The organism is Nonomuraea sp. NPDC050643, from assembly GCF_040654715.1.
In the GTDB taxonomy this organism is placed as follows: domain Bacteria; phylum Actinomycetota; class Actinomycetes; order Streptosporangiales; family Streptosporangiaceae; genus Nonomuraea.
In genome coordinates this window covers 12,475-33,824 of sequence record NZ_JBFAIM010000035.1, presented here as the reverse complement: position 1 = coordinate 33,824, position 21,350 = coordinate 12,475, and the positions used below count along the sequence as shown (strand labels likewise).

Sequence of the window (21,350 nt, the reverse complement as noted above, 5' to 3'; positions counted from 1 at the left end):
CGGCACGGTCGACCGGGCTCGGCCCCGTTCGGCCGTCCTTGAACGCGGCGTCTGTGCGGATGGGGAAGCTCACAGCTGGTTCCTGATGGGTTCCGGCGTGTCCGGGACGGGCTGGGCGAGGTAGGCCGCCACCTCGGCGGGGGTCAGGAGGCGCGCCTCGCGGAGCAGGTCGAGCGACACCCGCCAGGAAGCCCACGCCTCCTCCGGCCGTCCCAGGTCGTGCAGGGCGTGGCCGAGCCACCAACTGGACACGGCGACGTAGAGCGTGAAGCCCGCCTCACGTTGGAGCTCGATGGCGTGGCGGTATTCCGCCACGGCCTCGACGAGCATGCCGTTGGCCCGGTAGGCGTCGCCGAGGGTGTCGTGGGCGACGCCGAGGCTCCCGGTGTCGGCCGATTTCTCGCTCATGATCACGACATGCCGCCCTTCCTCGACGGCTTCCTCGAATCTCCCCTGACGGTAGTAGACGTGCACCCGGTTGTTGCGGACGTAGGACTCGTGGTCCTCGCGACCGGTACGTTCGATGATCGCGAGCGCGCATTCCAGCGCGGCCAGGGCCTTGTCGTAGCGGCCCATCATGGCGTGGACGGTTCCGAGGTCGTTGTACAGCCCCGCCTTCCGGTCCGGCTGCCCGGCCCGGTCCCAGCAGGCCAGCCCCTCCTCCAGGTGGTCCAGGGACTCCTGGACGTGTCCGAGTTGGTGCTGGACGGAGGCGAGCCCCTGGTGCAGGAACGCCATGCCGGCCCAGTCCTCCAGCTCGGCGGCATTGCGCAGCGCCTTCTCGCTGACCTCGATGAGCTCGGAGAACCAGCCCCGCCGGTCGAACAGCCACTGGGTGATGGTCGTGAGCACGGCCGCCGTCTGATCGGTGGCGTCACCGGCCGCCTGACGGACCGCGGCCAGCAGGTTCTCCCGTTCGCGCTCGACCCATGCGTTCGCGGCCGCCATAGTGGCGATCTCCTCCCCGGGCTGCTCGACGGAGACGTGCGAGAAGTCGACGGAGCCGGCGTCCATCATGCTGTTGGCCTGGTTCGCCGTGGCCAGGTAGTGATGCAGTGCGCGGCGGATCGCGCCTGCCCGCTCCCGCGCGGGGAGTTCCTGCTCCCGGGCGTAGAGGCGGACCAGGTCGTGGAACTGGTACCGGTCGTGCCCCGCGAATTCGAGCAGACGGGCGTCCAGGAGGCGGTCCAGGGCGGCCTCCGTACGGTGTCGCGGCCAGCCGGCCAGGGCGGCGGTGGCGGCGGGGGTGTGCGTGGGCAGTTCGAGCAGGCCGAGCAGGGCCAGGAGGTGGGCGGCGTCCCGCCCGGCCGGCTCCTCGCGCAGGTGCTGGTGGCTGACCGCGATACCGGCGCGTACGGCCAGGTCGGCGTACTCCAGCAGATCCAGGCGGCGGGTGGCGTCGGCGAGCCGTACCGCCAGGTCGGACAGTGCCCGGGTGGGGTGGGCCGCCAGCCGGGCGCCCGCGATGCGGAGCGCGAGCGGGAAGCCGCCGCAGAGCCGTACGATCTCCGCCGCCGCCTCGGGCTCGGCGCGTACCCGGTCACCGCCGACGACGCGGGTGAGCAGCGCCGCCGCGTCGGCGTCGGCGAGCGTACCGAGGTGGAGGTGGTGGGTGTTGTCCAGGACGGCGAGCGGGTCGCGGCTGGTGACGAGGACCCGGCAGCCCGCCCCGCCCGGGATGAGCGGACGGACCTGACGTACGTCACGGGCGTTGTCGAGGATGACCAGCAGGTTGCCGGTCGCGGTGAGCGAGCGGTAGCGGGCGGCGGCCTCGCTGAGGTCGGCGGGTACGGCGGCGCCGTCGAGGCCCAGCGAGCGCAGCAGGTGGCGGAGGGCTTCGAGGGACGTCAACGGAGCGAGCCCGGCGGTGGAGCCGTGCAGGTTGACGTAGATGACGCCGTCGGTGAAGCGGCCGCTGACAGCGTGCGCGACATGGACGGCGAGCGCCGACTTGCCGATGCCGCCGGGACCGTCGATCACGGTGATCGTGGGCCCGCCGTCCGTGACGAGGGCGGCTCGCAGCCGCTCGATCTCGGCGGCCCGGGCGGTGAACGCCTGCGTGCCGGCGGGCAGCTCGGCCGGCACGACCGGCTCGGTCAGCTCGACCGCCTGCGCTGGGACCCCGAGGTCGAGCTCCGGGTCGCGGGCGAGGATGGCCTGGTGGAGGCGGCGCAGCTCGTTGCTGGGGTCGATGCCCAGCTCCTCCACCATGACCCGGCGGGTGCCCTGGTAGACGGCCAGCGCCTCGGACGATCGCGCGTCGCGGTACAGGGCGAGCATGAGCTGGGCGGCGGGCCGTTCGCGCAGCGGGTGCGCCGCGACGTGCCCGGCGAGTTCGACGGTCACGGCGTGGTGGTCCCCGGCGGCGAGCCGTACATCGACGTGATCTTCCACGACGGCGAGCCGTTCCTCCGCCAGGCGCCCCGCCTCGAGCCTCGCCCAAGGCACGTCCACCTCGGCCAGCGCCGGCCCTCGCCACAGCCCGAGCGCCTGGCGGAACAGCGCGTCAGCGTCCGCCGTCTCGTTCCGGGAACGGGCGGCACGCGCCTGCCGAGCCAGCCGGGTGAACAGGTGGGCGTCGACGCGGTCACGGTCGAGGGTGAGCCGGTAGGCGCCGGGGGCGGTCTCGATGATGTCCTCTTCACCGTGGGGAGCGAGCGCCTCCCGGAGCTTGGAGATCACGATGTGGAGCTGCTTGGCCGCGGTCGCCGCCGAACTGTCCGCCCACACGTCGGCGAGGATGCGGTCGGCGTGGACGGCCTGGCCGGTGTCCAGGGCGAGCCGGGCCAGCACCCCGATCCGCCGCCGCCCGGCCAGCTTGACCACGTGTGCACCCGCTGTGATCTTCCACGGACCAAGGAATCCGATCTTCAGCCCCATACGGAGTGCCCCCCTTCGTCACCAGATCTAGATGAGTCATGACGCCTTGATGGGGCGGAGGCGCGGTTCAGGCCGTTCTGCACCTGACTTGGCTCCCGGCTGGGACGCCGGCCCAGGGCCCGTGGCCGCGGGCGGGCCGAGCGGCACGCTCAGGTGAGGCCGCCGAGCAGCCTGACGGCGTTGTAGTACTTCATCGCGATGTCGGTGCAGTCGTGGATCTTCGACCGCGACTGCTCCGCGCACACCCTCAGCATGTCCGTCCTGAAGGCCTGGTCCACCTTCTTGCGGTAGGTGTTCCGCCAGGACGCGGAGCCGACCAGATGCTTGACGTTCCCGTACCCGAAGTCGTGCCGCGCGCAGGCGTTCTTGAAGTTGAACCCGCTGGGCTTGTCCGGGCTCGAGTCGCAGTAGTCGGTCCCCCAGTTGAACTTCATGTTCTTGATGTGGCCCTTCTTGTCGCGGTTCTCCCGCGCGCGAAGCCACGTGTCATAGCCGGCAGCGGTATCGGCCGTGAGTCTGAGCGCCGTGATGAGCTTCACGTTCTTGCTCGCCTTGGGAGGCTCGGCGTTCGCCGTGGCGGGAAAGGCGAACACGGCGGTGGCCGCGACAGCCGCCGCGGAGAAGGCAAAAGGCTTTTGCATGGCGACTCCATGTGGGGGGAGGATTCCGCACCGGTTACCGGGCCAGAAAGATGGTCGCCATCCTGGCTGCCGTACCGCAAGAAACTCGGTGGAAGACGGCGTGGAAACATACCGACGACATACCGGAGAAGAAGGGCCAGCCCAAGCCCGGTCGCCTGCGAGGCTGTGGCAGGGGGCGCCGGCTTCGTCAGGCGGTCGTCTGGTCTCCGTCGGAGCTCACGGCCGGCGCATCGGATGTCGGTGGCGAGCAGGAACTCGCTGCCCGTGCCCTTCCCCTGACGGAGGCGATGGTCGCCAGGGGAAGGGAGCCGAGCCGGGTGAGCAGCGGTGAGTGCTCGGTCAGGGTGAAGCGCGTCGGTGAGTCCATGATTCCGACGCTGACGATCGGTGGCTGACGGCAGGCCAGGTGAGGCCGAGGTCGCGTGGCGCAGCGACGGCCCGGGGTGAGCGACGCGGAGGGCCGTCAGCCGGCGTGGCCGGGTGTGGCCGGAATGCCCTGCGAGCCGGTCTGGCCGCGTTCCAGCAGCCGGTGCAGCTCGGCGACCGGCTGGACCCCGGAGATGGGCGGCCGGTCGTCGATCACGAGGCTGGGGACGCCGGTGACGCCGAGCTCGGCCGCGCGACGCCGGTCCGCCCGTACCTGGTCGGCGTAGTCGTCACCGGCCAGCAGGGCGCGCACCTCCCCGGTGTCCAGCCCGGCCTCGCCGCCCAGGCGCTGCAGGACCTGCGGGTCGGCCACGTTGAGCCCTTCGGTGTGGTAGGCGTGCAGCAGCAGTTCCATCATCCGGTCGGCCCCGCCGTGGTCGGCGGCCAGTTTGCCCAGCCGGTGCGCGTCGAAGGTGCTCACCGGGCGGGCCAGGTGCAGATTGAGCTCCAGGCCCTCGGCGCCGCCCAGCGATCGGATCCGGGCGATCCGGGCAGAGGCCTGCTCGCCCCACCATCCGGCCATGGCTTCGGCAGCGGTCGGGCCGGGGATCCGGCCTTCCTCCGGGGCGAGCTCGTAACTGCGCCAGGTGATCTCCACGCTGTCGCGGTCGGCGAGGTTCGCCAACGCGGCCGTCAGGCGTCTCTTGCCGATGTAGCACCACGGGCACAGCACGTCGGCGTATATCTCCAGCTTCACGAACGCTCATCCTGCAACGTCAACCGCGGTTGAGGTCAACCGCCCGCGCGGCGGACCGAGGGCCCCTGACACACGGCACGGCCCGGCCGCGCGACGAAACCGGGCCGCGCCGGCAAAGAGCACCGCCCCTCTGCCGGGCCGTTCCGGCGACAGGGCCTACGAGCGGGACGGCAGCGCGTCCCCGACGTTGTCGAGGACGAGCACGATGAACTGAGGGCTCTCAAGGAGCGGGGCCGGATCCACGTGCGCGAGGGCGGGCGAGGCGAGGGCGACGAGCGGCAATGCGGCCGCAGGCAGGAGCAGGCTGAGACGCCGGAGCAGGCAGGGCATGGGAGGCCTTCCCGTTGAGGACGTTGCTGCTGGGTTGATCCCCGATCACGTCATCACCGCACGTTACAAGTGGTTACTCTGCGCTGGTCGGCGGCTGATCTTCACGCTTCCGGCGGTGGCGCCGCCCGCGCCCCTGGAGTATTTGGCGTTCCAGGTGTCGTTGCCCACGGTCTCCCCGCCGTACCACCGCTTGCGCCGCAGCTTGAGCGTGACCTGGCCGGAGCAGTCATTCGCGCGGTGCCCGCACCGACGACGCTTCGCCCGGTGCCGGTCCTTTTCGGGGTTCCCGGGAACAGGACGCACTTCGCGGCACTGCCGGATTCGACGCTGGCAGAAGCCACCGCCGCCGGCTGGACCGCCGCGACCAGCCCGGAGGTCAAAAAGGGGTACGACCGCCGTGGCGGCCAACCGCGTACGAATCGCCGCCGATATATCCCCGGTATGGCCGGCCGTCCTGGCGGTCGTTTGTCAGGGGGACGAATTCCCTCGTTGTTCAGCGGCGACGGCCGTTGCTGAACAACGCCGCCTCCCTTACAACAGGTGCTCAGGACGGCAGGACACCGGCAGACCGGAACGGCCGGAGGGCGCTGACAGGCCACCCGGCAGCGCTCGCATGCCGTCAACGACGTCACCCCGTTGACCCATTCGGAAGGCATCGACATGCTCAGACGCCGCATCACCGTGGCCTTGTCCGCTCTGGCCCTGGCCGCCTTACCTGCCCCGCGCGCCTCGGCCGCCGCCATGCCCGGCTTCCAGCTACCGTTCCCCTGCGGCCAGGAGTGGCAGCTCAACGCCTGGGCGCATGCCCCGGCGCTCGACATGGTCAAGGAGCCCGACCAGCAGGGCACCAACGGCGCGCAGCTCGTCGCGCCCGCCGACGGCGTGGTGAACCAGGCGTTCTACCACGCCAACGCCGGCAACATGGTGCAGATCAACCACGGCGGCGGCTGGTTCACCACGTACATCCACCTGCAGGACGACTCGGTCGCCGTGGGCCAGCGGGTGGAGCAGGGAGAGCCGATCGGCCAGGTGGGCGCCACCGGCCCGACCTCGAACGGGCATCCCCATCTGCACTACGAGCAAGGGTTCGACGCCAACGGGGACGGGCGGGCCACCTGGGGCGCCGACGGCACCGAGCGGGTCCGGCCGTTCTTCAACGGCGTCGAGTACGGCCAGGCCGACGGCATGGAATGGAACAACGTCCGAAGCGCGAACGGGTGCGCCACGGCTCCCACGGAGGACGGGACCGTGCAGTTCGCCGACCTGGACGGTGACGGGCGTGACGAGATCATCCGGATCTGGACCGACGGGAACGTGACCGCCTACCGTAACCGTGGCTGGGATGCGGCGAAGGTGTACGACGGCCCCGACAGCAAGCTGGTGGCGCAGGGGTTCACCGAGGCGTTGCGGACGAAGTTCGCCGATCTGGACGGTGATGGCCGGGCGGAGATCGTCCGGATCTGGGCCGACGGGGATGTGACCGCCTACCGTAATCGCGGCTGGGATGCGGCGAAGGTGTACGACGGCCCCGACAGCAAGCTGGTCGCGGAGGGGTTCGCCGATTCCGCCGGCACCCGGTTCGCCGACCTCGACGGCGACGGGCGGGCCGAGATCGTCCGCATCTGGGCCGACGGGAACGTGACGGCGTACCGGAATCGAGGGTGGGACGCGGCCAAGGTCTATGACGGGCCGGACAGCAAGCTGGTGGCGCAGGGGTTCACCAACGTGCCGCGCGTCCGGTTCGCCGACCTGGACGGTGACGGCCGGGCGGAGATCGTCCGGATCTGGGCCGACGGAAGCGTGACGGCGTACCGGAATCGTGGCTGGGACGCGGCGAAGGTCTACGACGGCCCCGACAGCAGGACCGTCGCCGAAGGGTTCACGGATGCCCTGCGGACCAAGTTCGGTGACCTGGACGGTGACGGGCGGGCGGAGATCGTCCGGATCTGGGCCGACGGGAACGTGACCGCGTACCGCAACCGGGGCTGGGACGCGGCCAAGGTCTACGACGGCCCCGACAGCAGGACCGTCGCCCAGGGCTTCACCATCTAGCCGGGCGGCGGACAGGTGCCGGGATCCGGCGTCGTCCTGCTCACCTGCCACCGCCAGGCTCGATCGACCGGATGACGGCGTCGGGGACGATCAGGTCGGCCTTCGGCCTGGTGGTGGCGATCAGGTCGGCGTTGCGCTGGTCGACCTCCTCCACCCAGCTCACCGCATGGTCCGGCGGCTTGCCGAAGCGTATGTGCCGGGTGATCAGCCGGTGCCGGCGCTCGGCGTGGTCCAGGTCGCAGTACCAGACCTCGTCCAGCCAGGGACGGACGCGACCCCAGTCGCCCTCGTCGAGCAGCAGGTAGTTGCCCTCGGTGATGATCAGGCGGGCGGCACGGGGGACCGGGATGCTGCCGGCGACGGGCTGCTCCAGGTCGCGTTCGAAGGCGGGGGCGTAGACCGTGTCCTCCTCGTCCTCACGCAGGCGGCGGAGGAGGGCGGCGTAGCCGGCGGCGTCGAAGGTGTCGGGAGCCCCCTTGCGGTCGCGGCGGCCGAGCCGGTCGAGCTCGATGTCGGCCAGGTGGAAGCCGTCCATCGGGACGTGGGCCACCCAGTCGGCCGCCAGGCCGGGGGGCGGCTCCTGACGGAGCAGGCGGGTGAGGGCCACCGCGAGCGTGGTCTTGCCCGCGCCTGGGCCGCCGGTGATGCCCAGCAGGGCCCGCCGGCCGTCCCGGGCATGGGCGCGGGCGCGGTCGAGGAGGTCGTCCAGGGTCCCGGGAGAGGTCATCGGGCCCGGCTGGTGTGGAGGTGGCCGGCGATGAAGGCGCGGGCGTGCCGGGCGAGGTCGTCGCCGTCGTCCCACAGGTTGCGCCAGATCGCCAGGTCGTTGGAGAGCCCTTCCATCACCACGGCCGAGGAGAACGACTCGAAGGTGATCGGTCCTTGGTAGCGGATGTCGCCCAGGGCGTGGAAGAAGGCGGTGAAGTCCAGGTGGCCGGAGCCGAGGTAGCCGCGGTGGTTCTCCCCGATGTGGACGTAGCCGAGCCGGTCGCCGACCTCGCGCACCGGCCGTACGAGGTCGTCCTCCTCGATGTTCATGTGGTAGGTGTCGAGGTGGATCAGGACGTTGTCCTGGCCGATGTCGTCGGCGAGGCGCAGCGCGTCCCGGGCGGTGTTGATCACGTTGGTCTCGTACCGGTTGCAGATCTCCAGGCCGAGCGTCATGCCGTGGCCGTCCGCCTCCTGGGCGAGACGGCGCAGCACCGCGACCACGTTCCGGCGCCCCGCCTCGGTGAGCGGGCGGCCGTACTTGCCCAGCGCGCTGTAGAGCGCGCCGGTGAAGTGGGTGCCGCCGAGAGCGCGGGTGACGGTCAGGGAGTCGTGCAGCAGCTTCTCGCCGCGCTCGACCACGGCCGGGTCGTCGCTGGAGACGTCGGCGTCGAAGGCGAGGCCGCGCGAGCAGGCCACGCCCAGCCCCGCCGTACGCAGGGCCGCGCGCGCCGCCGCGACGTCGAGGTTCACCGAGTCGTGCAGCGAGATCTCCAGCAGGTCGAAGCCGGCCGCCTTGGTCTTGTCGATCGCGTACGCCAGTGAGGCCGGGCCGGTGTCCCCGACCCAGACGAGGGCGTGCACGCCGATGGGGTTGGTGGTCATCTGAATGGGCTGCCTTTCTGGATGTCAGTTGCCGAGCGCGCCGGTGATCAGGGCGACGATCTCCTCGCCGGTGGTCTCGGACGTACGCCGCCCGCCCACGCACTGTCCGGCCCGCATCACCCACACCTGCTGGCTGAGCCGCATGACCTGGGCGAAGTTGTGGCTGATGAGCAGGACCGCGTGCCCTTCGTCGCGCAGGCCGAGGATCAGCTCCTCGACCCGGGCGGTCTCCTGCACGCCGAGCGCGGCCGTGGGCTCGTCCATGATCACGAGCTTGGAGCTGAACCCGGCGGCGCGGCAGATGGCCACGGCCTGGCGCTGGCCGCCCGAGAGACGGCGTACCCGCGACTTCACCGCGGGCACGTTGACGGCGAGCGTGGAGACCATCTCGCGGGCGCGGGCCTGCATGGCGCGCCGGTCGAGCAGCGCGATCGGGCCGAGCCTGCGGACGATCTCGCGGTTGAGGAACAGGTTCTGCCACACGGTGAGGTCTTCCACCAGCGCGAGGTTCTGGTGCACGGTCTCGATCCCGGCCTCGCGGGCGTCCTCGGGGGAGCGGAAGTCGGTCTCGGCGCCGTCGAACACGATGCGCCCGCTCTGCGGCCGGTGGATGCCGGAGACGCAGCGGACGAGGGTGGACTTGCCGGCGCCGTTGTCTCCGACCAGCGCGGTGATCTCGCCGCGGCGCAGGGTGAGGGAGACGTCGGCCAGCGCGCGTACGCTGCCGAAGGCCAGGGAGACCTCGTGGGTCTCGAGCAGGGGAGTGTCGTTCTCGGTCATCGCTGGAACCTTGTGAGCAGGGCGGCCAGCACCACGACGACGCCGACGGCCAGCGGTTGGTAGAACTGGGAGACCCCGAGCAGGGTCAGCCCGTTGACCAGCGCGATCAGCAGCAGCGCGCCGATGACCGGGCCGATGATGGTGCCCCGCCCGCCGAACAGGCTCACCCCGCCGAGCACGACCGCCGCCACGGAGTTGAGGAGGAAGGAGGTGTTGGAGGCGGGTTCGGCCGCGCCGACGCGGGCGACCAGGAGCAGCGCGCCCAGCCCGGCCAGCATGCCGCTGATGGTGTAGACGGCGATCTTGATCCGCCGGGTGCTGATGCCCATCGCGTTGGCCGACTCCGGTGAGCCGCCGGTGGCGAGCACATGGGTGCCGAACCTGGTGTGGAACAGCACGACGTGCGCCACGAGCGCGACCGCGATCGCGATCAGGAACGAGTAGCCGAAGATCCCCACTTTTCCGGTGGACAGGGTGAGCAGCGCCGGGTCGATGATCGTGACCGGCTTGCCGTCGGAGAGGATCAGCGCCAGGCCGGAGGCGGCCGAGAGCATGCCCAGAGTCACGATGAAGTCCGCGATCTTCCCCCAGGCGGTGATCAGGCCGTTGACCAGGCCCGCCACCGCCGCGGCGAGCACGCCCGCCACGCACGAGAGCGCCAGCCCCCACTGCGCCGTGTACGCCTGCCCGAAGACCACCGCGCCCAGCGTCATCGCCGAGGCGATCGACAGGTCGATGCCGGCGGTGGCGATCACGAACGTCTGGCCCACGGCCAGCACGATCAGGATCGCGGCGGCCAGCAGCATGGAGGTGATGTTGCCGGGGCTGAGGAAGGTCGGGTTGAGCGCCTGGAACACGATCACCAGGGCGACCAGTCCGACGAGGGCCGCCCACTCCGCCCAGAACCCGGCGTCTTTCAGCTTCGCGGCCCAGCTCTCTCCGTCGCGGGCCGCGAGCGTTGCGTTTGCCATGTGTGTCACTCCTCGTCCCGCCGCCGATGGCCGGGCGGGACGGCGTAGGCGCTACTTGATGAGGGACGTGAACGGGTCGTCATAGCTGCCGAACGGCTTGGGCGTGGCCGCCAGCGCTTTGTCCGCGTTCTCCTTGGTGACCAACTCGACCGGGGCCTTGACGTTGGCGGGCAGTGTCTTGCCGGTCGCCGCCGCCTGGCACGCCTCCACGCCCATCAGCCCGATCGCGTACGGGTACTGGGCGACGGTGCCGTCCAGGGTGCCGGCCTTGACCGCGTTGAGCGCGTCCTTGATGCCGTCCACGCTGATGACCTTGACCTTGCCGGTCTTACCGGCGTTGGCGACGGCGCGCGCCACGCCCAGCCCCATGTCGTCGTTGGCGACGAAGAACCCGGCCAGGCCGGGGCGTGCCTGCAGCACGTCGGTGGCCGCGGTGAGCGCGGTCTGCCGCTCCCAGTTGGCCGCGACGGTCTGCGCCACCTTGACCCCGGACCCGAGGCCCTGCTGGAAGCCGTCGATCCGGGCGCCGCTGGTCACGTCGCCCGCGATGCCGCCGATGGCCGCGACTTCGCCGCCGCCCGGCAGCAACTCGGTCATGCGCCGCCCGGCCATCTTGCCGGCCTCGACGTTGTCGGTCCCGATGTACGTCGCGAGCTTGACGTCGGCGCTCTTGGCCGCCGCCGCGTCGATCGGGCTGTCGATGTTGACGACGGTCTTGTTCTGGGCGGAGAGCTGGGCCAGGCCCTGGATCAGGTTGGTGCCGGAGATCGGGTTGATCACGTAACAGGAGAAGTCCTGCCCGGCCAGGCCGTTGAGCTTGTCCGCCTGGCCGGTCGTGTCCGTGATGGCGTTGGCCGCTTGGACCGTGACGGGCACCTTGGCCGTGGCGGCCTGGTCGTCCATGCCCTGTTTCATCGTCTGGAAGAACGGGTTGTCCAGTCCCTTGATCACAGCGGCGATCTTGGGCGTCGCGGTGGTGCTCGCCCCTCCGCCCGCCGGGGTGGTGCCGGTGGTCTCACCGGAACCGCAGGCAGCCAGCGCGAGCGCGCCCGCAGCGAGAACCGCGCTGAGGGCCGCGGTGCGGCGACCTCTGGTGTTGGCCATCATCGGATGTCCCTTTCAGGCGTCGATGACATGACCGTAACCAGTGTTTCTGATAGATGACAACCCTTCTTTCGACTTTTTATGTCGAAACATGGCTAAGTTACGTCTAGTGGGAGACATAGCTAGAGTGACCCGTATGGATGTACCGAGCCCGCCCGGCCCGCGTCTGGGGGCCAGCTCAGGCGAGATCCTCAGCCTGTTCCGCGACGCGCCCGACGGCTTGACGAAGGCCGACGTGATGCGCCACACCGGCCTGTCGCGAACCACGGTCAACCAGCGGCTCGACGGCCTGCTGGCGGCCGGCCTGCTGATGCCGGCCGAGGAGGAGGCGCGCACGCGCGGCCGCCCGGCGGGCCAGTTCGTGGTCAACCGCGATCGCGGGGTGCTGCTGGTGGCCGACATCGGCGCGACCGGCCTGCGGACCGCCCTGTGCGACCTGGCCGGCGAGGTGCGGGCCGAGCGCGAGACCCGCGCCGAGGTGACGGCGGGCCCTCAGGCCATTCTCGCCATCGTGGACGACCTGTTCACCGAGGTGCTCGCCGCGACCGGGCGCAAGCCCGACGAGGTGCTCGGCATCGGGCTCGACGTGCCGGGCCCGGTGGACTTCGAGACCGGGCGGGTCGTCAGCCCGCCGATCATGACCGGCTGGGACCGCTTCGACATCCCCGGCTGGTTCCGCTCCCGCTTCGACTGCCCCGTCCTGGTGGACAAGGACGTCAACGCCATGGCGTACGGCGAGCAGCGGCTGCGCTACCCGGACGTGCCCCATTTGCTCATGCTCAAGATCGGCACCGGCGTCGGCACCGGCCTCATCGCCAGCGGCAAGGTGCACCGCGGCGCCGACGGCGCGGCCGGTGACGTCGGCCATATCCAGGTCACAGTGGACGACGTGGCCGAACCGCCCATCTGCCGGTGCGGCAACGCGGGCTGCGTCGAGGCGTACGCCGGGGGCTGGGCCCTGGTGCGCGACCTGCGCGCGGCGGGCCGCGACGTGACCACCGTGGACGACGCCGTACGCCTGATCCGCAGCGGCGACCTCGTCGCGGTGCGGCTCGCCCGGCGCGCGGCCCGCATCCTCGGCGGCGCGATCGCCGACACGGTCAACCTGTTCAACCCGCGCGTCATCGTCATCGGCGGGCAGCTCGCCCACACCGACGAGCAACTCTTCGCCGGCATCCGCGAGATCGTCTACCGGCGCTCGCTCCCGCTGGCCACCCGCAACCTGCAGATCGTGCGCAGCGACATCGACCCGCACGCGGGTGTGCTCGGCCTGGCGCAGCTCCTGGTCGACGGCATCTACACCCCCGCGCGGGTCCAGCAACTCGTGGACGAAGCGGTGGCCTAGCCTCCGCGCCTCGCGGGTTCGGCGGCGGCCGTGCCGCTCAGGCGCGGTGTGGCGCCGCGCCCGAGGACTCGCGGAGCACCAGCTCGGTGGGCAGGCGGATCGCCTCGCCCGCGCGCTGTGATCGTACAGCGAGCTGCTCGATCAGCAGCTCGACCGTGAGCCGGCCGGCGTGCGAGCCGGGCCCGGCCAGGGTGCTCAACGAGGGATGGACGAAGTCGGCGGCGAAGATGTCGTCGAACCCGATCACGCTCATGTCGGCCGGGACCCGCACACCGCGCTGGGCCAGCCGCCGGATGATGCCGATCGCCAGGAGGTCGTTGTGAGCGACGACCGCCGTCACCTCGGTACGCAGTGCTCCGTCGGCGGCGGCCCCGCCGCCGGCGACGTTGGGGGCGTACGGGCCGATCCGGTGCGCCGTCAGACCGCGCGCTTCGGCCCCGGAGCTCAGCGCCGCCCAGCGCGCCGCCCCCATCCAGGAGCTGGGCGGCCCGGCGCAGTAGGTGAAGCCCTGGTGCCCGAGCGAGGCCAGGTGTTCCAGGATCTGGTGACAGCCGGCGACGGTGTCGAACGTGACGCTGGTCAACCCGGGCAGCTCCCGGTTGAACAGGACGATCTGGTGCAGTCCGGCGAGGTCGCGCAGAACCTCGTCGTCGAGCCGGCTGGAGGCCAGCACGAACCCGTCCACGCCGGCGGCCAGGTCGCGAATCCGGTTCTCCTCGATGCGCCGGGACTCCTCGGCGTTGACGATCACCAGAGTGGCGTCGGACGCCTTCGCGCGCTGCTCCGCGCCGCGGATCAGCTCGAAGAAGTGGGGATTGGTGATGTCGGAGAGCACCATGGCGATGGTGCGGTGGCGTAGCCCCGAAAGAGCGCGGTTCTGCGGTCTGTGCCGGTAGCCGAGCTGCGCGGCGGCGGCGACCACCCGCTGCCGTGTCGCTTCGTTGACCCGGCCGGGCTTGTTGAACGCCCGGGAGACCGTCGACGCGGCCACGCCGGCGGCCTGCGCGACGTCAAAGATGGTGGGCTCCACGAACGCATCTACCCACGGGAATGGAAATTCTGGCAACCCCTTGCAGAAATTGTCGTGACCTACCTACTTTGCGATCATGCCAGCCACACGATGACGTGTCGGACGGGACGAGCGAGGGGTGTCGCAGCCCGGACAAAGAGGTCGAGATGTGCAGCACGACGAGCGCGATATCGCGGGGCCGGGCCAGACGATGGTCCGCGGCTGTGACGACCGGCACCCTGCTGGCCGCGTTGCTGACGTCGGTGGGGGTGACGCCGGCGCAGGCGTCATCGACCGGCTTCACCATCTTCAACGGTCGCACGACCGCTCCGATCCTGATCGACCCGTCCTATGGCGGCGAGCACGCCGACCGGGACTACACGCAGGTACGCCGCGCGGTCCAAGACCTGCGTCAGGACGTCGCCATGGTGACCGGGGCGATCGATCCCGGTGAGGTGCAGAGCCTGTTCGTCGACGACGAGCCGGCCAAGGAGGCGCGGCTGGCGAAGGCCGACCGGAGCAGGCTGCCGGCCCTGCTGACCGAGGCCGCGGGGCAGCGGACCGCGATCATCGTCGGCCAGCTCGGCCGGAGCCGGCTGATCGACGAGATCGTCGGAGCCGGCAAGTTCGACGAGGCCGCCGGGATCAGGGGCAGGTGGGAGGCGTACGCGGCCAAGACCATCAAGAACCCGTTACCCGGGGTCGGCCGGGCACTGGTGATCGCGGGCAGCGACGCCCGCGGGACGATCTACGGGATCTACTCGATCTCCGAGGAGATCGGCGTCTCCCCGTGGTACTGGTACAGCGACGTGCCCGTCAGGCGGCGCGACGACATCGAGGTCGAAGGCAAGGCCCGGGTCGACGACGGGCCGGACGTCAAGTATCGCGGGATCTTCGTCAACGACGAGGAACGCACCGTCGCGTGGGCGAAGAAGAAGTTCCCCACCGGCAAGGGCACGCCTGAGGTCAACTACTACCGGCACGTCTACGAGCTGATGCTGCGGCTCAGGCTGAACACGCTGTGGCCGGCGATGCACCTGGCCTCGAGGGCGTTCAACGCGGTCACCGACACCGGGACGTACGACGACGGGACACCGGTCAACGCCCGCGAGGCGGCCGCGTACGGCGTGGTGGCCTCCTCCTCGCACGCGGAGCTGATGCTGCGCAACAACGAGGGCGAGTGGCGGCAGTGGTACGACCGCAACAAGGACGCGCTCGACATCAAGGGCGCCGACGCCGTGGCGGCCTTCGACTACTCGATCAACAAGCCCGCGATCCTGGAGTACTGGCGCCGGCGTGTGGTCGCCAACGCCGACTTCGAGAACATCCTCGCTCTCGGCATCCGCGGCGTGCACGACAGCGATCCGGTGTTCACGCCCGGCAACCCGTACGGGTTCAAGGACAAGATCGAGATGCTGGCCGACGTCATCCGCGAGCAGCGCAAGCTGATCACGGAGGTCTACGGCAGGCCCGACGCCGTGCCGCAGGTGTTCATCCCCTACAAGGAGATGAACGATCTGTACAACGCCGGGCTGAAGAACCACATCCCCGACGACGTGAACCTGATGTGGGCCGAGGACAACCAGGGCTACCTGCGCCAGGTGCCCACCCGGGCCGAGGCCGCGAGGTCCGGCGGGAACGGCGTCTATTACCACATCTCCTACTGGGGCGAGCCGAAGAGCTACCTGTGGCTGAACTCGACGCCGATGTCCTTGATGGTGCAGCAGCTACGCCGGGCGTGGAACTCCGGTGCGGGGCGCTACTGGATCCTCAACGTCGGGGACATCAAGCCCGGCGAGATCAAGCTCGACCTGTTCGCCAAGCTCGCCTGGGACGTCCAGGGCTACGACGACACGAACATCGGGAGCAGGTTCCTCACCGAGCACGTGCAGCGGGACTTCCGGCTGAGGGGCGACAGCGCCGCCGTGGTCACCGACGCGCTGGAGAGGTTCGACGCGCTCGAGAACACCAAGCGCGCCGAATTCTGGGGGGAGATCAACTCCTCGAACGCGAGCTCGGGAAGGATCCACAACGGCCAGGTCTTCCCGTTCAGCGCCACCTCGGACGGGGATGAGCTCCAGCGCTACATCAACGAGTCCAACGAACTGGTGGCGATTCTCGAGGGCGTCTCCGCCAAGCTCGACCGGCGCTCCCGCTCCGCCTTCTACCAGCAGGTGCTCCACCGGGTCCGGTCCTACCGCAACATGGCGGAACAGATCGGCTACTACTGGAAGAACCAGCTCGCCGCCGCCCAAGGCCGCTACGCCAGCGCGGGAAGCTACGAACTGCTCTCCAAGCAGGCCCGCGAGCGCATCTTCGCCGACGAGGACCACTGGAACACGATCAGCGACGGCAAGTGGGACGACGCCATCGGCCACAGCCATCCCGAAGGCTTCCCGAACGAGGGCGCCGTCATGCTCACCAACGGCCGGTACGCCCGGGTGGCCACCCCGGTCGACGCGGTGGGCGCCGCCGCCGAGGGGAGCAAGGAGCCTGGACGCGGGACGCTGACGTTCGACTCGGCCGCGCCCGACGACAGGCGGTTCTTCGACGTGTTCTCCCGGGCCGACGTGGCCAGACCGCAGAAGTGGGTCGCCGAGACGGACGCCCGGTGGATCACCCTTTCCCGGCGCTCGGGCACGACCGCGACAGAGCAACGCGTCACGGTGACGGTCGCCAAGAACCATCCGGCCACGACGGGGACGATCCGGGTCTTCAACGCCGCCGGCGGCGCCAAGGCCGGCGACCCGGTCGCGACGTTCACGGTCGACGCGGCGCGGGCGGCCGTGGATCTGCGCCGCGTCGCCGAGCGTGCGCACCTGGAGGCCAACGGGTACGTGGCCCTCGAGGCCGAGCACTTCTCCGAGAACCTGCCCGGCGCCGACGGGAGCCGGTGGGCCCCCCTTGAGGGCGTGGGCCGGCGCGGGGCCTCGATGGGCGGTTTCCCGGAGATCGCGCCCCGGGTCGACTCCGGCTTCGAGACGACCGCCCGCCTGAAATACCGGGTCCACTTCACCTCCACCGGGAAGTTCACCGGGACCTTCTACCGGATTCCGACGCTGAACGAAGGCACCGAGGACAACGGCACGCCGCGAACCGCGCGCACGGCGATCGGGCTCGACGGCCAGACCCCCGGCCTGCTGCGCGGCAACTCCGTCGCCGGCACGAGCACCAGCGCCTGGGGATTCAACATCATGCACGGCATCGAACCCCTGAACTTCACCATCGATGTGACCACACCCGGGTGGCACGACCTCGTGGTCTACCGCTCGGACGCGGCGATCCTCTTCGACCGGATCATCATCGAGACCCGCGCCGGCGCGGCCGGTGACGGCCTGGTCGGGCCGCCCGAGAGCCCGAACAACATCGCCGCACCCCAGAGGGCCACCGTGGCGCCTCCTCCCGGCACGATGCCCGAGCTCCGCCGGCTGCCCGCGATCCGGACGTCGGTGGGGGAGACGAGCACGGTCGAGGGCGTGCGGGACGTGACGGCCGCGGAGTCCGACAACGAGACCGCCGTGTCGGTCGCGGTGCAGGGCGGTCAGGTACGGGTCACCGGGCGCCGCGCCGGAACGGCCGAGCTCTCCATCACCGCCGGTGGTGAGGCGTGGGTGGCGCCCGTCACGGTGGGCAGGGCCCCGGGGGCGCCGGTCGGCGCCTATCTGGAACGGGACGGTTCGGTCGTCCTCGACGCGGCCGACGCGCTGGAGAAGAGCGCCTCCGCCAACGCGGTCGCGAGCAACAACGGGACCCACGGCTGGGCGCCGGCTCGTAACGGTCTCCAGGTCGTCCCGCCGGCCGACGCCGGCGCGAAGGCGCAGTGGCTGGCGACCTCGGCGGCCCAGGCCGAGGCGCTGTTCAAGGCCGGCCCGACGGAGAAGGTCAACGGAGGCTCCGCGGCGGGAGCACCACCGCGCCTGGACTTCACCGTCGACGTCCAGACCGGTGGCACGTACTACCTGTTCGCCAACACGAGCAACCCGAACGCCGACGCCGACTCCTACCACGTGCTCGTCGACGGGCAGTGGAGATACCAGTCGGGCAAGTCCGGGCCGGAGACCGGGTTCGAGACCTGGTACGGCAGCACGAGCGTCGCCGGGGCCGCACTGGCGCTCGAACCCGGCGAGCACACGATCTCGCTGGCGCCTCGTGAGGCCGGGCTGGTGCTCAACCAGATCGCCCTGACCACGGACGCCACACCCGGCTTCACCGGCTTCCAGACCCCCAGCGACCGGAAGGCGAGCGCTTCCTGACGCTCTGACCTCGACCAGAGCACCACCGACTCCTGCCCCACCACCGACCGAGACGGCCGGACGTGCCGGCTATTCAGCGTTGCTATGTACTGGTAGTCAGTGCTACTTTATACCAGTAGTAAGCACCACCGAGTAGCTGAAGGAAATTCATGATGAGAACGGGCAACAGCGGCTTCTCCGCGGCAGGGTTGCGCAGACTGCGCGAGGTGCTGACCCGGCATGTCGAGTCCGGGAGGATCCCCGGGCTGGTCGCGCTGGTCAGCCGGGGCGAGGAGACGCATGTCGAGGCGATCGGCACGATGCGCCACGACGGTGGGCCGCCGATGCGCCGCGACACCATCTTCCGGATGGCCTCGACGACCAAGCCGGTCGCCGTGGCGGCGACGATGGTCCTGCTGGACGAGTGCCGGCTGCGGCTGGACGACCCGGTGGATCCGTGGCTGCCCGAACTCGCCGACCGGAAGGTGCTGAAGCGGCCCGACGGCCCGCTGGACGACACCGTGCCGGCGCGGCGGCCGATCACCGTACGAGACCTGCTCACCTCCACGTGCGGGCTCGGGCTGGACATGACGGCGCGGACCGCCCCGATGATGAGCGCGTTCTTCGAGCAGGGGGTGTACGGCCAGGCGGACGGCTGGTTGCTGCCCGAACCGGGACCGGATGAGTGGATGCGCCGCCTGGGCACGCTGCCGCTGATGCGCCAGCCCGGCGAGCGGTGGCTGTACAACGTCAGCGACGACGTGCTCGGCGTGCTGGTGGCCCGGGTCGCCGGCCGGCCGTTCGAGACGTTCCTGCGCGAACGCATCTTCGACCCCCTCGGCATGACCGACACCGGTTTCCACGTGCCCGCCGGCAAGATCGACCGGCTGCCGCCCCTGTACGCCCCCGATGGGCAGACCGGACGGTTCACCGTGGAGGACGAGGCCGAAGGGGGACACCACAGCCGGCCTCCGGCGTTCGCCTCGGGCGGCGGCGGACTCGACTCGACCGCCGACGACTATCACGCCTACTTCCGGATGCTGCTCGACCACGGGAGGCACGGGTCCCGGCGGATCCTGTCCCGGCCCGCCGTCGAGCTGATGACCACCAACCGTCTCCCGCCCGAGCAACTGGCCGCCCGGGAAGCCTGGGCCCGCGACGCGGCCCATATGGGGTACGGCCTGGCGCAGCACGGCGGCTGGGGCTTCGGCATGGCGGCGCGCACCTATCGCGGCGACTACGCGCCCGTCGGCCAGTTCGGCTGGGACGGCGGAGCCGGCACCACCGTCTACGCCGACCCCGAAAACCGGCTCGTCGGCATCCTGCTCACCCAGACCGGGATGTCCACCCCCGATTCGGCGAACGCCATCAACGACTTCTGGACCACCCTCTACCAGGCACTCGACGACTGACCGCCTGCCGTGGCCGGGGTCAGGTGGCCGGGACCCTGCCGGGCTCCTGCCGCCCGGAGGGGGTCAGTCCGGCCGCGTTGATCGTGAAGGTGTTCCCGTCCGTGGGGAAGAGGATGGTTCGCCGGGTGGAGGAGATGACGTCGTCGTCGCGATGGGTGGCGACGAGCGGCAGGGCGGGGTGGCGGTCGGCGAGGGCTTCGACGGCGACCAGCCGCCCGTCCGACGGGATCACCCACCCCTATCGCTACCCTCGGTAACTGATCGTCACTCAACCGCCTCACCCAGGCCGGCGGAAGCGACCAACCGGCCCGGAGCTCCGCCGGCGACGATCAGGCCTCGCCGAGGTCGGTGCAGTACGTGATCGTCGCGTCGTCCGCCGCCACCGCGTCGCGCGCCTCCGCCTGCCGGACACGATGGATGATCTCGTCGGGCCCGCTCGACGCCAGGACGGCCATGACCCCCGGCCAGTCGGTGAGCCCGAACCGGTCCACGACGCGGCTGGCGCCATTGCTGAGCAGGACGGCGCCGGTCAGCTCGGAGATCGGACGGCTTCCGGTGATCGCCTCGTCCGCCGCCCCCGGGTCGTCCTTGGCCACCCAGAAGCCGCCCGCCTGGTTCCGGTTGGCGCGCAATGCCTGGAGGATTCGGCGGTACTCCTCGCCACCCTTGGCGACGGCCTCGAGCGCGGGCTCGTACGACCGGCTGATGATCACCTCCCGCGGATCGGAGACGACGAGCGGCGCGCCGTCCGCTCGGTCGAGCACGAGGGACGAGTCGCCGAGCACCAGATACTCGAGGAGGCCGCCGGACAGGCGCAGCATGGCCACCGTCGCCGACGGGCTGATGGGGTCGGCGACGTCGCAGGTGTCCCGGTGATCGTCCGTCACCCGCTCGATGGCCTCGGCGAGCAGTGCCGGAAGACCGCGGTCCCGCGCGAGCGGCAAGAGGCTGAGGAGGCCGCCTCCCAGGCGGCCGGCGTACCAGGCCACACCGTGGGAGCAGATCGATTCGGCGCCGGGGATGCCGGCGCCGTCGATCAGCACGGCCGCCATCGGCACGGCGCCGGTGAAGTCCTCGTTCACGCGACCAGTCCGTGCCGCGGCGCTCGCCATCGTCACCCGCATACCCTGCCGCCGCCTTCCGCCGATCAAGGCGTCGATCATATGACCGGGCCGGCCTTTTCGATGCCACCGCGTCGACCGGATGCCGCAGTCTCGATCGGCGAAATGTCAGGTAAATGCCCTGTTGCTGACCTGTGCGCGCGATAGGCGGTCATTGACACTGATCACAGCGACGGCCGCGTCCTCACCCTGGGCGAGGGATCAGCTCGTACTGACGCTGATGGCTCGGGGAACGGAGGTGAGACTTCACCGTAGTGGCTTGCTCTTTTGGATTTCCGACAGCCAGAAAAATAAGGAGCATCAACATGAAGCCCGCAAGAATGTTCGTCGCCACGCTCGCATTGGCCGGAATGGCATGGTCGGCCAACATGGCGACCGCCAACGCCGCGACGGGATCCTTGATCCTGCACTTCCCCGGTGGCCCCGACGCCGCTCTCATCAACCCCAGGCCGGGATGCATCTCTCCCGAACCCGTCTTCACCAGCATCACCAACAGGACCGACGTTTCGATCGCCGTCTATCAGGAGCCCGCCTGCGGGGGCACCGTCGTCCGGGTGGTCAGGCCCGGGGCTGGTCCGGTGGACATCGGGCAGGGGCGTAGCGTGCGCGTTCCGTCCTGAGGTCAGGGGGCCACTGCCGATCCCGGGACGTGGCCCCCTGCGCCGAACGCTTCGGCTATTTCGTAAATGAGCGGAAGCGTCCGAGCACCTGATTAGGCTGCCGTGCCATGATGGGCACCTCGACTGATCGCCACCGT

General features: G+C 70.4%; 17 protein-coding genes. 5 read left to right on the top strand and 12 right to left on the bottom strand.

Annotated elements, in window-relative coordinates; all coding sequences use genetic code 11:
* Positions 1–69: 69 nt before the first annotated feature.
* The 4 genes from AB0I15_RS37050 to AB0I15_RS37035 all read right to left on the bottom strand — a co-directional run bounded on the left by AB0I15_RS37050 (position 70) and on the right by AB0I15_RS37035 (position 4,974).
* Positions 70–2,826 carry a BTAD domain-containing putative transcriptional regulator gene (locus AB0I15_RS37050; RefSeq protein ID WP_358106261.1) on the bottom strand — a complete coding sequence of 919 codons (2,757 nt, stop codon included), beginning with the start codon at positions 2,824–2,826 and terminating at the stop codon, positions 70–72.
* A gap of 203 nt (positions 2,827–3,029) precedes the next feature.
* Positions 3,030–3,521 carry a phospholipase A2 gene (locus tag AB0I15_RS37045; RefSeq protein WP_358106258.1) on the bottom strand — a complete coding sequence of 164 codons (492 nt, stop codon included), beginning with the start codon at positions 3,519–3,521 and terminating at the stop codon, positions 3,030–3,032.
* Between the two features lie 463 nt (positions 3,522–3,984).
* Positions 3,985–4,644 (bottom strand): DsbA family oxidoreductase, encoded by a 660-nt coding sequence (locus AB0I15_RS37040; RefSeq protein ID WP_358106255.1) that lies wholly within the window; start codon positions 4,642–4,644, stop codon positions 3,985–3,987.
* A 156-nt stretch (positions 4,645–4,800) separates the two neighbouring features.
* Positions 4,801–4,974, bottom strand: a complete 174-nt coding sequence (locus AB0I15_RS37035) for a hypothetical protein (protein WP_358106252.1) — start codon at positions 4,972–4,974, stop codon at positions 4,801–4,803.
* A gap of 660 nt (positions 4,975–5,634) precedes the next feature.
* Here AB0I15_RS37035 and AB0I15_RS37030 point away from each other — a divergent pair.
* A complete protein-coding gene (locus tag AB0I15_RS37030; RefSeq protein ID WP_358106249.1) occupies positions 5,635–7,026 on the top strand; it encodes a VCBS repeat domain-containing M23 family metallopeptidase in 1,392 nt (463 codons plus the stop codon).
* A 40-nt stretch (positions 7,027–7,066) separates the two neighbouring features.
* On the opposite strand, the gene AB0I15_RS37025 is transcribed toward AB0I15_RS37030, so the two are convergent.
* From AB0I15_RS37025 to AB0I15_RS37005, 5 genes are read right to left on the bottom strand one after another with little or no spacing between them, the layout of a single operon-like run.
* Positions 7,067–7,753 carry a nucleoside/nucleotide kinase family protein gene (locus AB0I15_RS37025; protein WP_358106246.1) on the bottom strand — a complete coding sequence of 229 codons (687 nt, stop codon included), beginning with the start codon at positions 7,751–7,753 and terminating at the stop codon, positions 7,067–7,069.
* Positions 7,750–8,619 carry a sugar phosphate isomerase/epimerase gene (locus tag AB0I15_RS37020; RefSeq protein ID WP_358106243.1) on the bottom strand — a complete coding sequence of 290 codons (870 nt, stop codon included), beginning with the start codon at positions 8,617–8,619 and terminating at the stop codon, positions 7,750–7,752. The genes AB0I15_RS37025 and AB0I15_RS37020 overlap by 4 nt, the downstream gene beginning before the upstream one ends.
* A 24-nt stretch (positions 8,620–8,643) precedes the next feature.
* A complete protein-coding gene (locus AB0I15_RS37015; protein WP_358106240.1) occupies positions 8,644–9,399 on the bottom strand; it encodes an ATP-binding cassette domain-containing protein in 756 nt (251 codons plus the stop codon).
* Positions 9,396–10,370, bottom strand: a complete 975-nt coding sequence (locus tag AB0I15_RS37010; RefSeq protein WP_358106237.1) for an ABC transporter permease — start codon at positions 10,368–10,370, stop codon at positions 9,396–9,398. The genes AB0I15_RS37015 and AB0I15_RS37010 overlap by 4 nt, the downstream gene beginning before the upstream one ends.
* Positions 10,371–10,421: 51 nt before the next feature.
* On the bottom strand, positions 10,422–11,477 hold the full coding sequence (locus AB0I15_RS37005) for a substrate-binding domain-containing protein (protein WP_358106234.1): 1,056 nt from the start codon (positions 11,475–11,477) through the stop codon (positions 10,422–10,424).
* 133 nt (positions 11,478–11,610) lie between these two features.
* Here AB0I15_RS37005 and AB0I15_RS37000 point away from each other — a divergent pair, with 133 nt between their 5' ends.
* Positions 11,611–12,819: an ROK family protein gene (locus AB0I15_RS37000; RefSeq protein WP_358106231.1), complete on the top strand. Its 1,209-nt coding sequence runs from the start codon at positions 11,611–11,613 to the stop codon at positions 12,817–12,819.
* A gap of 37 nt (positions 12,820–12,856) precedes the next feature.
* Here the strand turns inward: AB0I15_RS37000 and AB0I15_RS36995 are convergent, their stop codons facing one another.
* Positions 12,857–13,849, bottom strand: a complete 993-nt coding sequence (locus AB0I15_RS36995) for a LacI family DNA-binding transcriptional regulator (protein ID WP_358106228.1) — start codon at positions 13,847–13,849, stop codon at positions 12,857–12,859.
* Between the two features lie 203 nt (positions 13,850–14,052).
* Here AB0I15_RS36995 and AB0I15_RS36990 point away from each other — a divergent pair, with 203 nt between their 5' ends.
* Both AB0I15_RS36990 and AB0I15_RS36985 read left to right on the top strand, forming a co-directional pair.
* On the top strand, positions 14,053–18,081 hold the full coding sequence (locus AB0I15_RS36990; RefSeq protein ID WP_358106225.1) for a glycosyl hydrolase 115 family protein: 4,029 nt from the start codon (positions 14,053–14,055) through the stop codon (positions 18,079–18,081).
* 149 nt (positions 18,082–18,230) lie between these two features.
* On the top strand, positions 18,231–19,472 hold the full coding sequence (locus tag AB0I15_RS36985; RefSeq protein ID WP_358106222.1) for a serine hydrolase domain-containing protein: 1,242 nt from the start codon (positions 18,231–18,233) through the stop codon (positions 19,470–19,472).
* A 19-nt stretch (positions 19,473–19,491) separates the two neighbouring features.
* Here AB0I15_RS36985 and AB0I15_RS36980 read toward each other — a convergent pair whose 3' ends face one another.
* Together AB0I15_RS36980 and AB0I15_RS36975 are read right to left on the bottom strand one after the other, a co-directional pair.
* A complete protein-coding gene (locus tag AB0I15_RS36980) occupies positions 19,492–19,704 on the bottom strand; it encodes a hypothetical protein (protein ID WP_358106219.1) in 213 nt (70 codons plus the stop codon).
* A gap of 97 nt (positions 19,705–19,801) precedes the next feature.
* On the bottom strand, positions 19,802–20,554 hold the full coding sequence (locus tag AB0I15_RS36975; protein WP_358106216.1) for an integrase: 753 nt from the start codon (positions 20,552–20,554) through the stop codon (positions 19,802–19,804).
* 344 nt (positions 20,555–20,898) lie between these two features.
* Between AB0I15_RS36975 and AB0I15_RS36970 the strand changes: the two genes are divergently transcribed.
* Positions 20,899–21,213: a hypothetical protein gene (locus tag AB0I15_RS36970; protein WP_358106213.1), complete on the top strand. Its 315-nt coding sequence runs from the start codon at positions 20,899–20,901 to the stop codon at positions 21,211–21,213.
* Positions 21,214–21,350 lie beyond the last annotated feature (137 nt).

Coding starts and splice junctions, on each gene's coding strand:
- AB0I15_RS37045 (WP_358106258.1), bottom strand. CDS start 3,521: ATGCAAAAGCCTTTTGCCTTCTCCGCGGCGGCTGTCGCGGCCACCGCC.
- AB0I15_RS37035 (WP_358106252.1), bottom strand. CDS start 4,974: ATGCCCTGCCTGCTCCGGCGTCTCAGCCTGCTCCTGCCTGCGGCCGCA.
- AB0I15_RS37030 (WP_358106249.1), top strand. CDS start 5,635: ATGCTCAGACGCCGCATCACCGTGGCCTTGTCCGCTCTGGCCCTGGCC.
- AB0I15_RS37025 (WP_358106246.1), bottom strand. CDS start 7,753: ATGACCTCTCCCGGGACCCTGGACGACCTCCTCGACCGCGCCCGCGCC.
- AB0I15_RS37020 (WP_358106243.1), bottom strand. CDS start 8,619: ATGACCACCAACCCCATCGGCGTGCACGCCCTCGTCTGGGTCGGGGAC.
- AB0I15_RS37015 (WP_358106240.1), bottom strand. CDS start 9,399: ATGACCGAGAACGACACTCCCCTGCTCGAGACCCACGAGGTCTCCCTG.
- AB0I15_RS37010 (WP_358106237.1), bottom strand. CDS start 10,370: ATGGCAAACGCAACGCTCGCGGCCCGCGACGGAGAGAGCTGGGCCGCG.
- AB0I15_RS37005 (WP_358106234.1), bottom strand. CDS start 11,477: ATGATGGCCAACACCAGAGGTCGCCGCACCGCGGCCCTCAGCGCGGTT.
- AB0I15_RS37000 (WP_358106231.1), top strand. CDS start 11,611: ATGGATGTACCGAGCCCGCCCGGCCCGCGTCTGGGGGCCAGCTCAGGC.
- AB0I15_RS36985 (WP_358106222.1), top strand. CDS start 18,231: ATGATGAGAACGGGCAACAGCGGCTTCTCCGCGGCAGGGTTGCGCAGA.
- AB0I15_RS36970 (WP_358106213.1), top strand. CDS start 20,899: ATGAAGCCCGCAAGAATGTTCGTCGCCACGCTCGCATTGGCCGGAATG.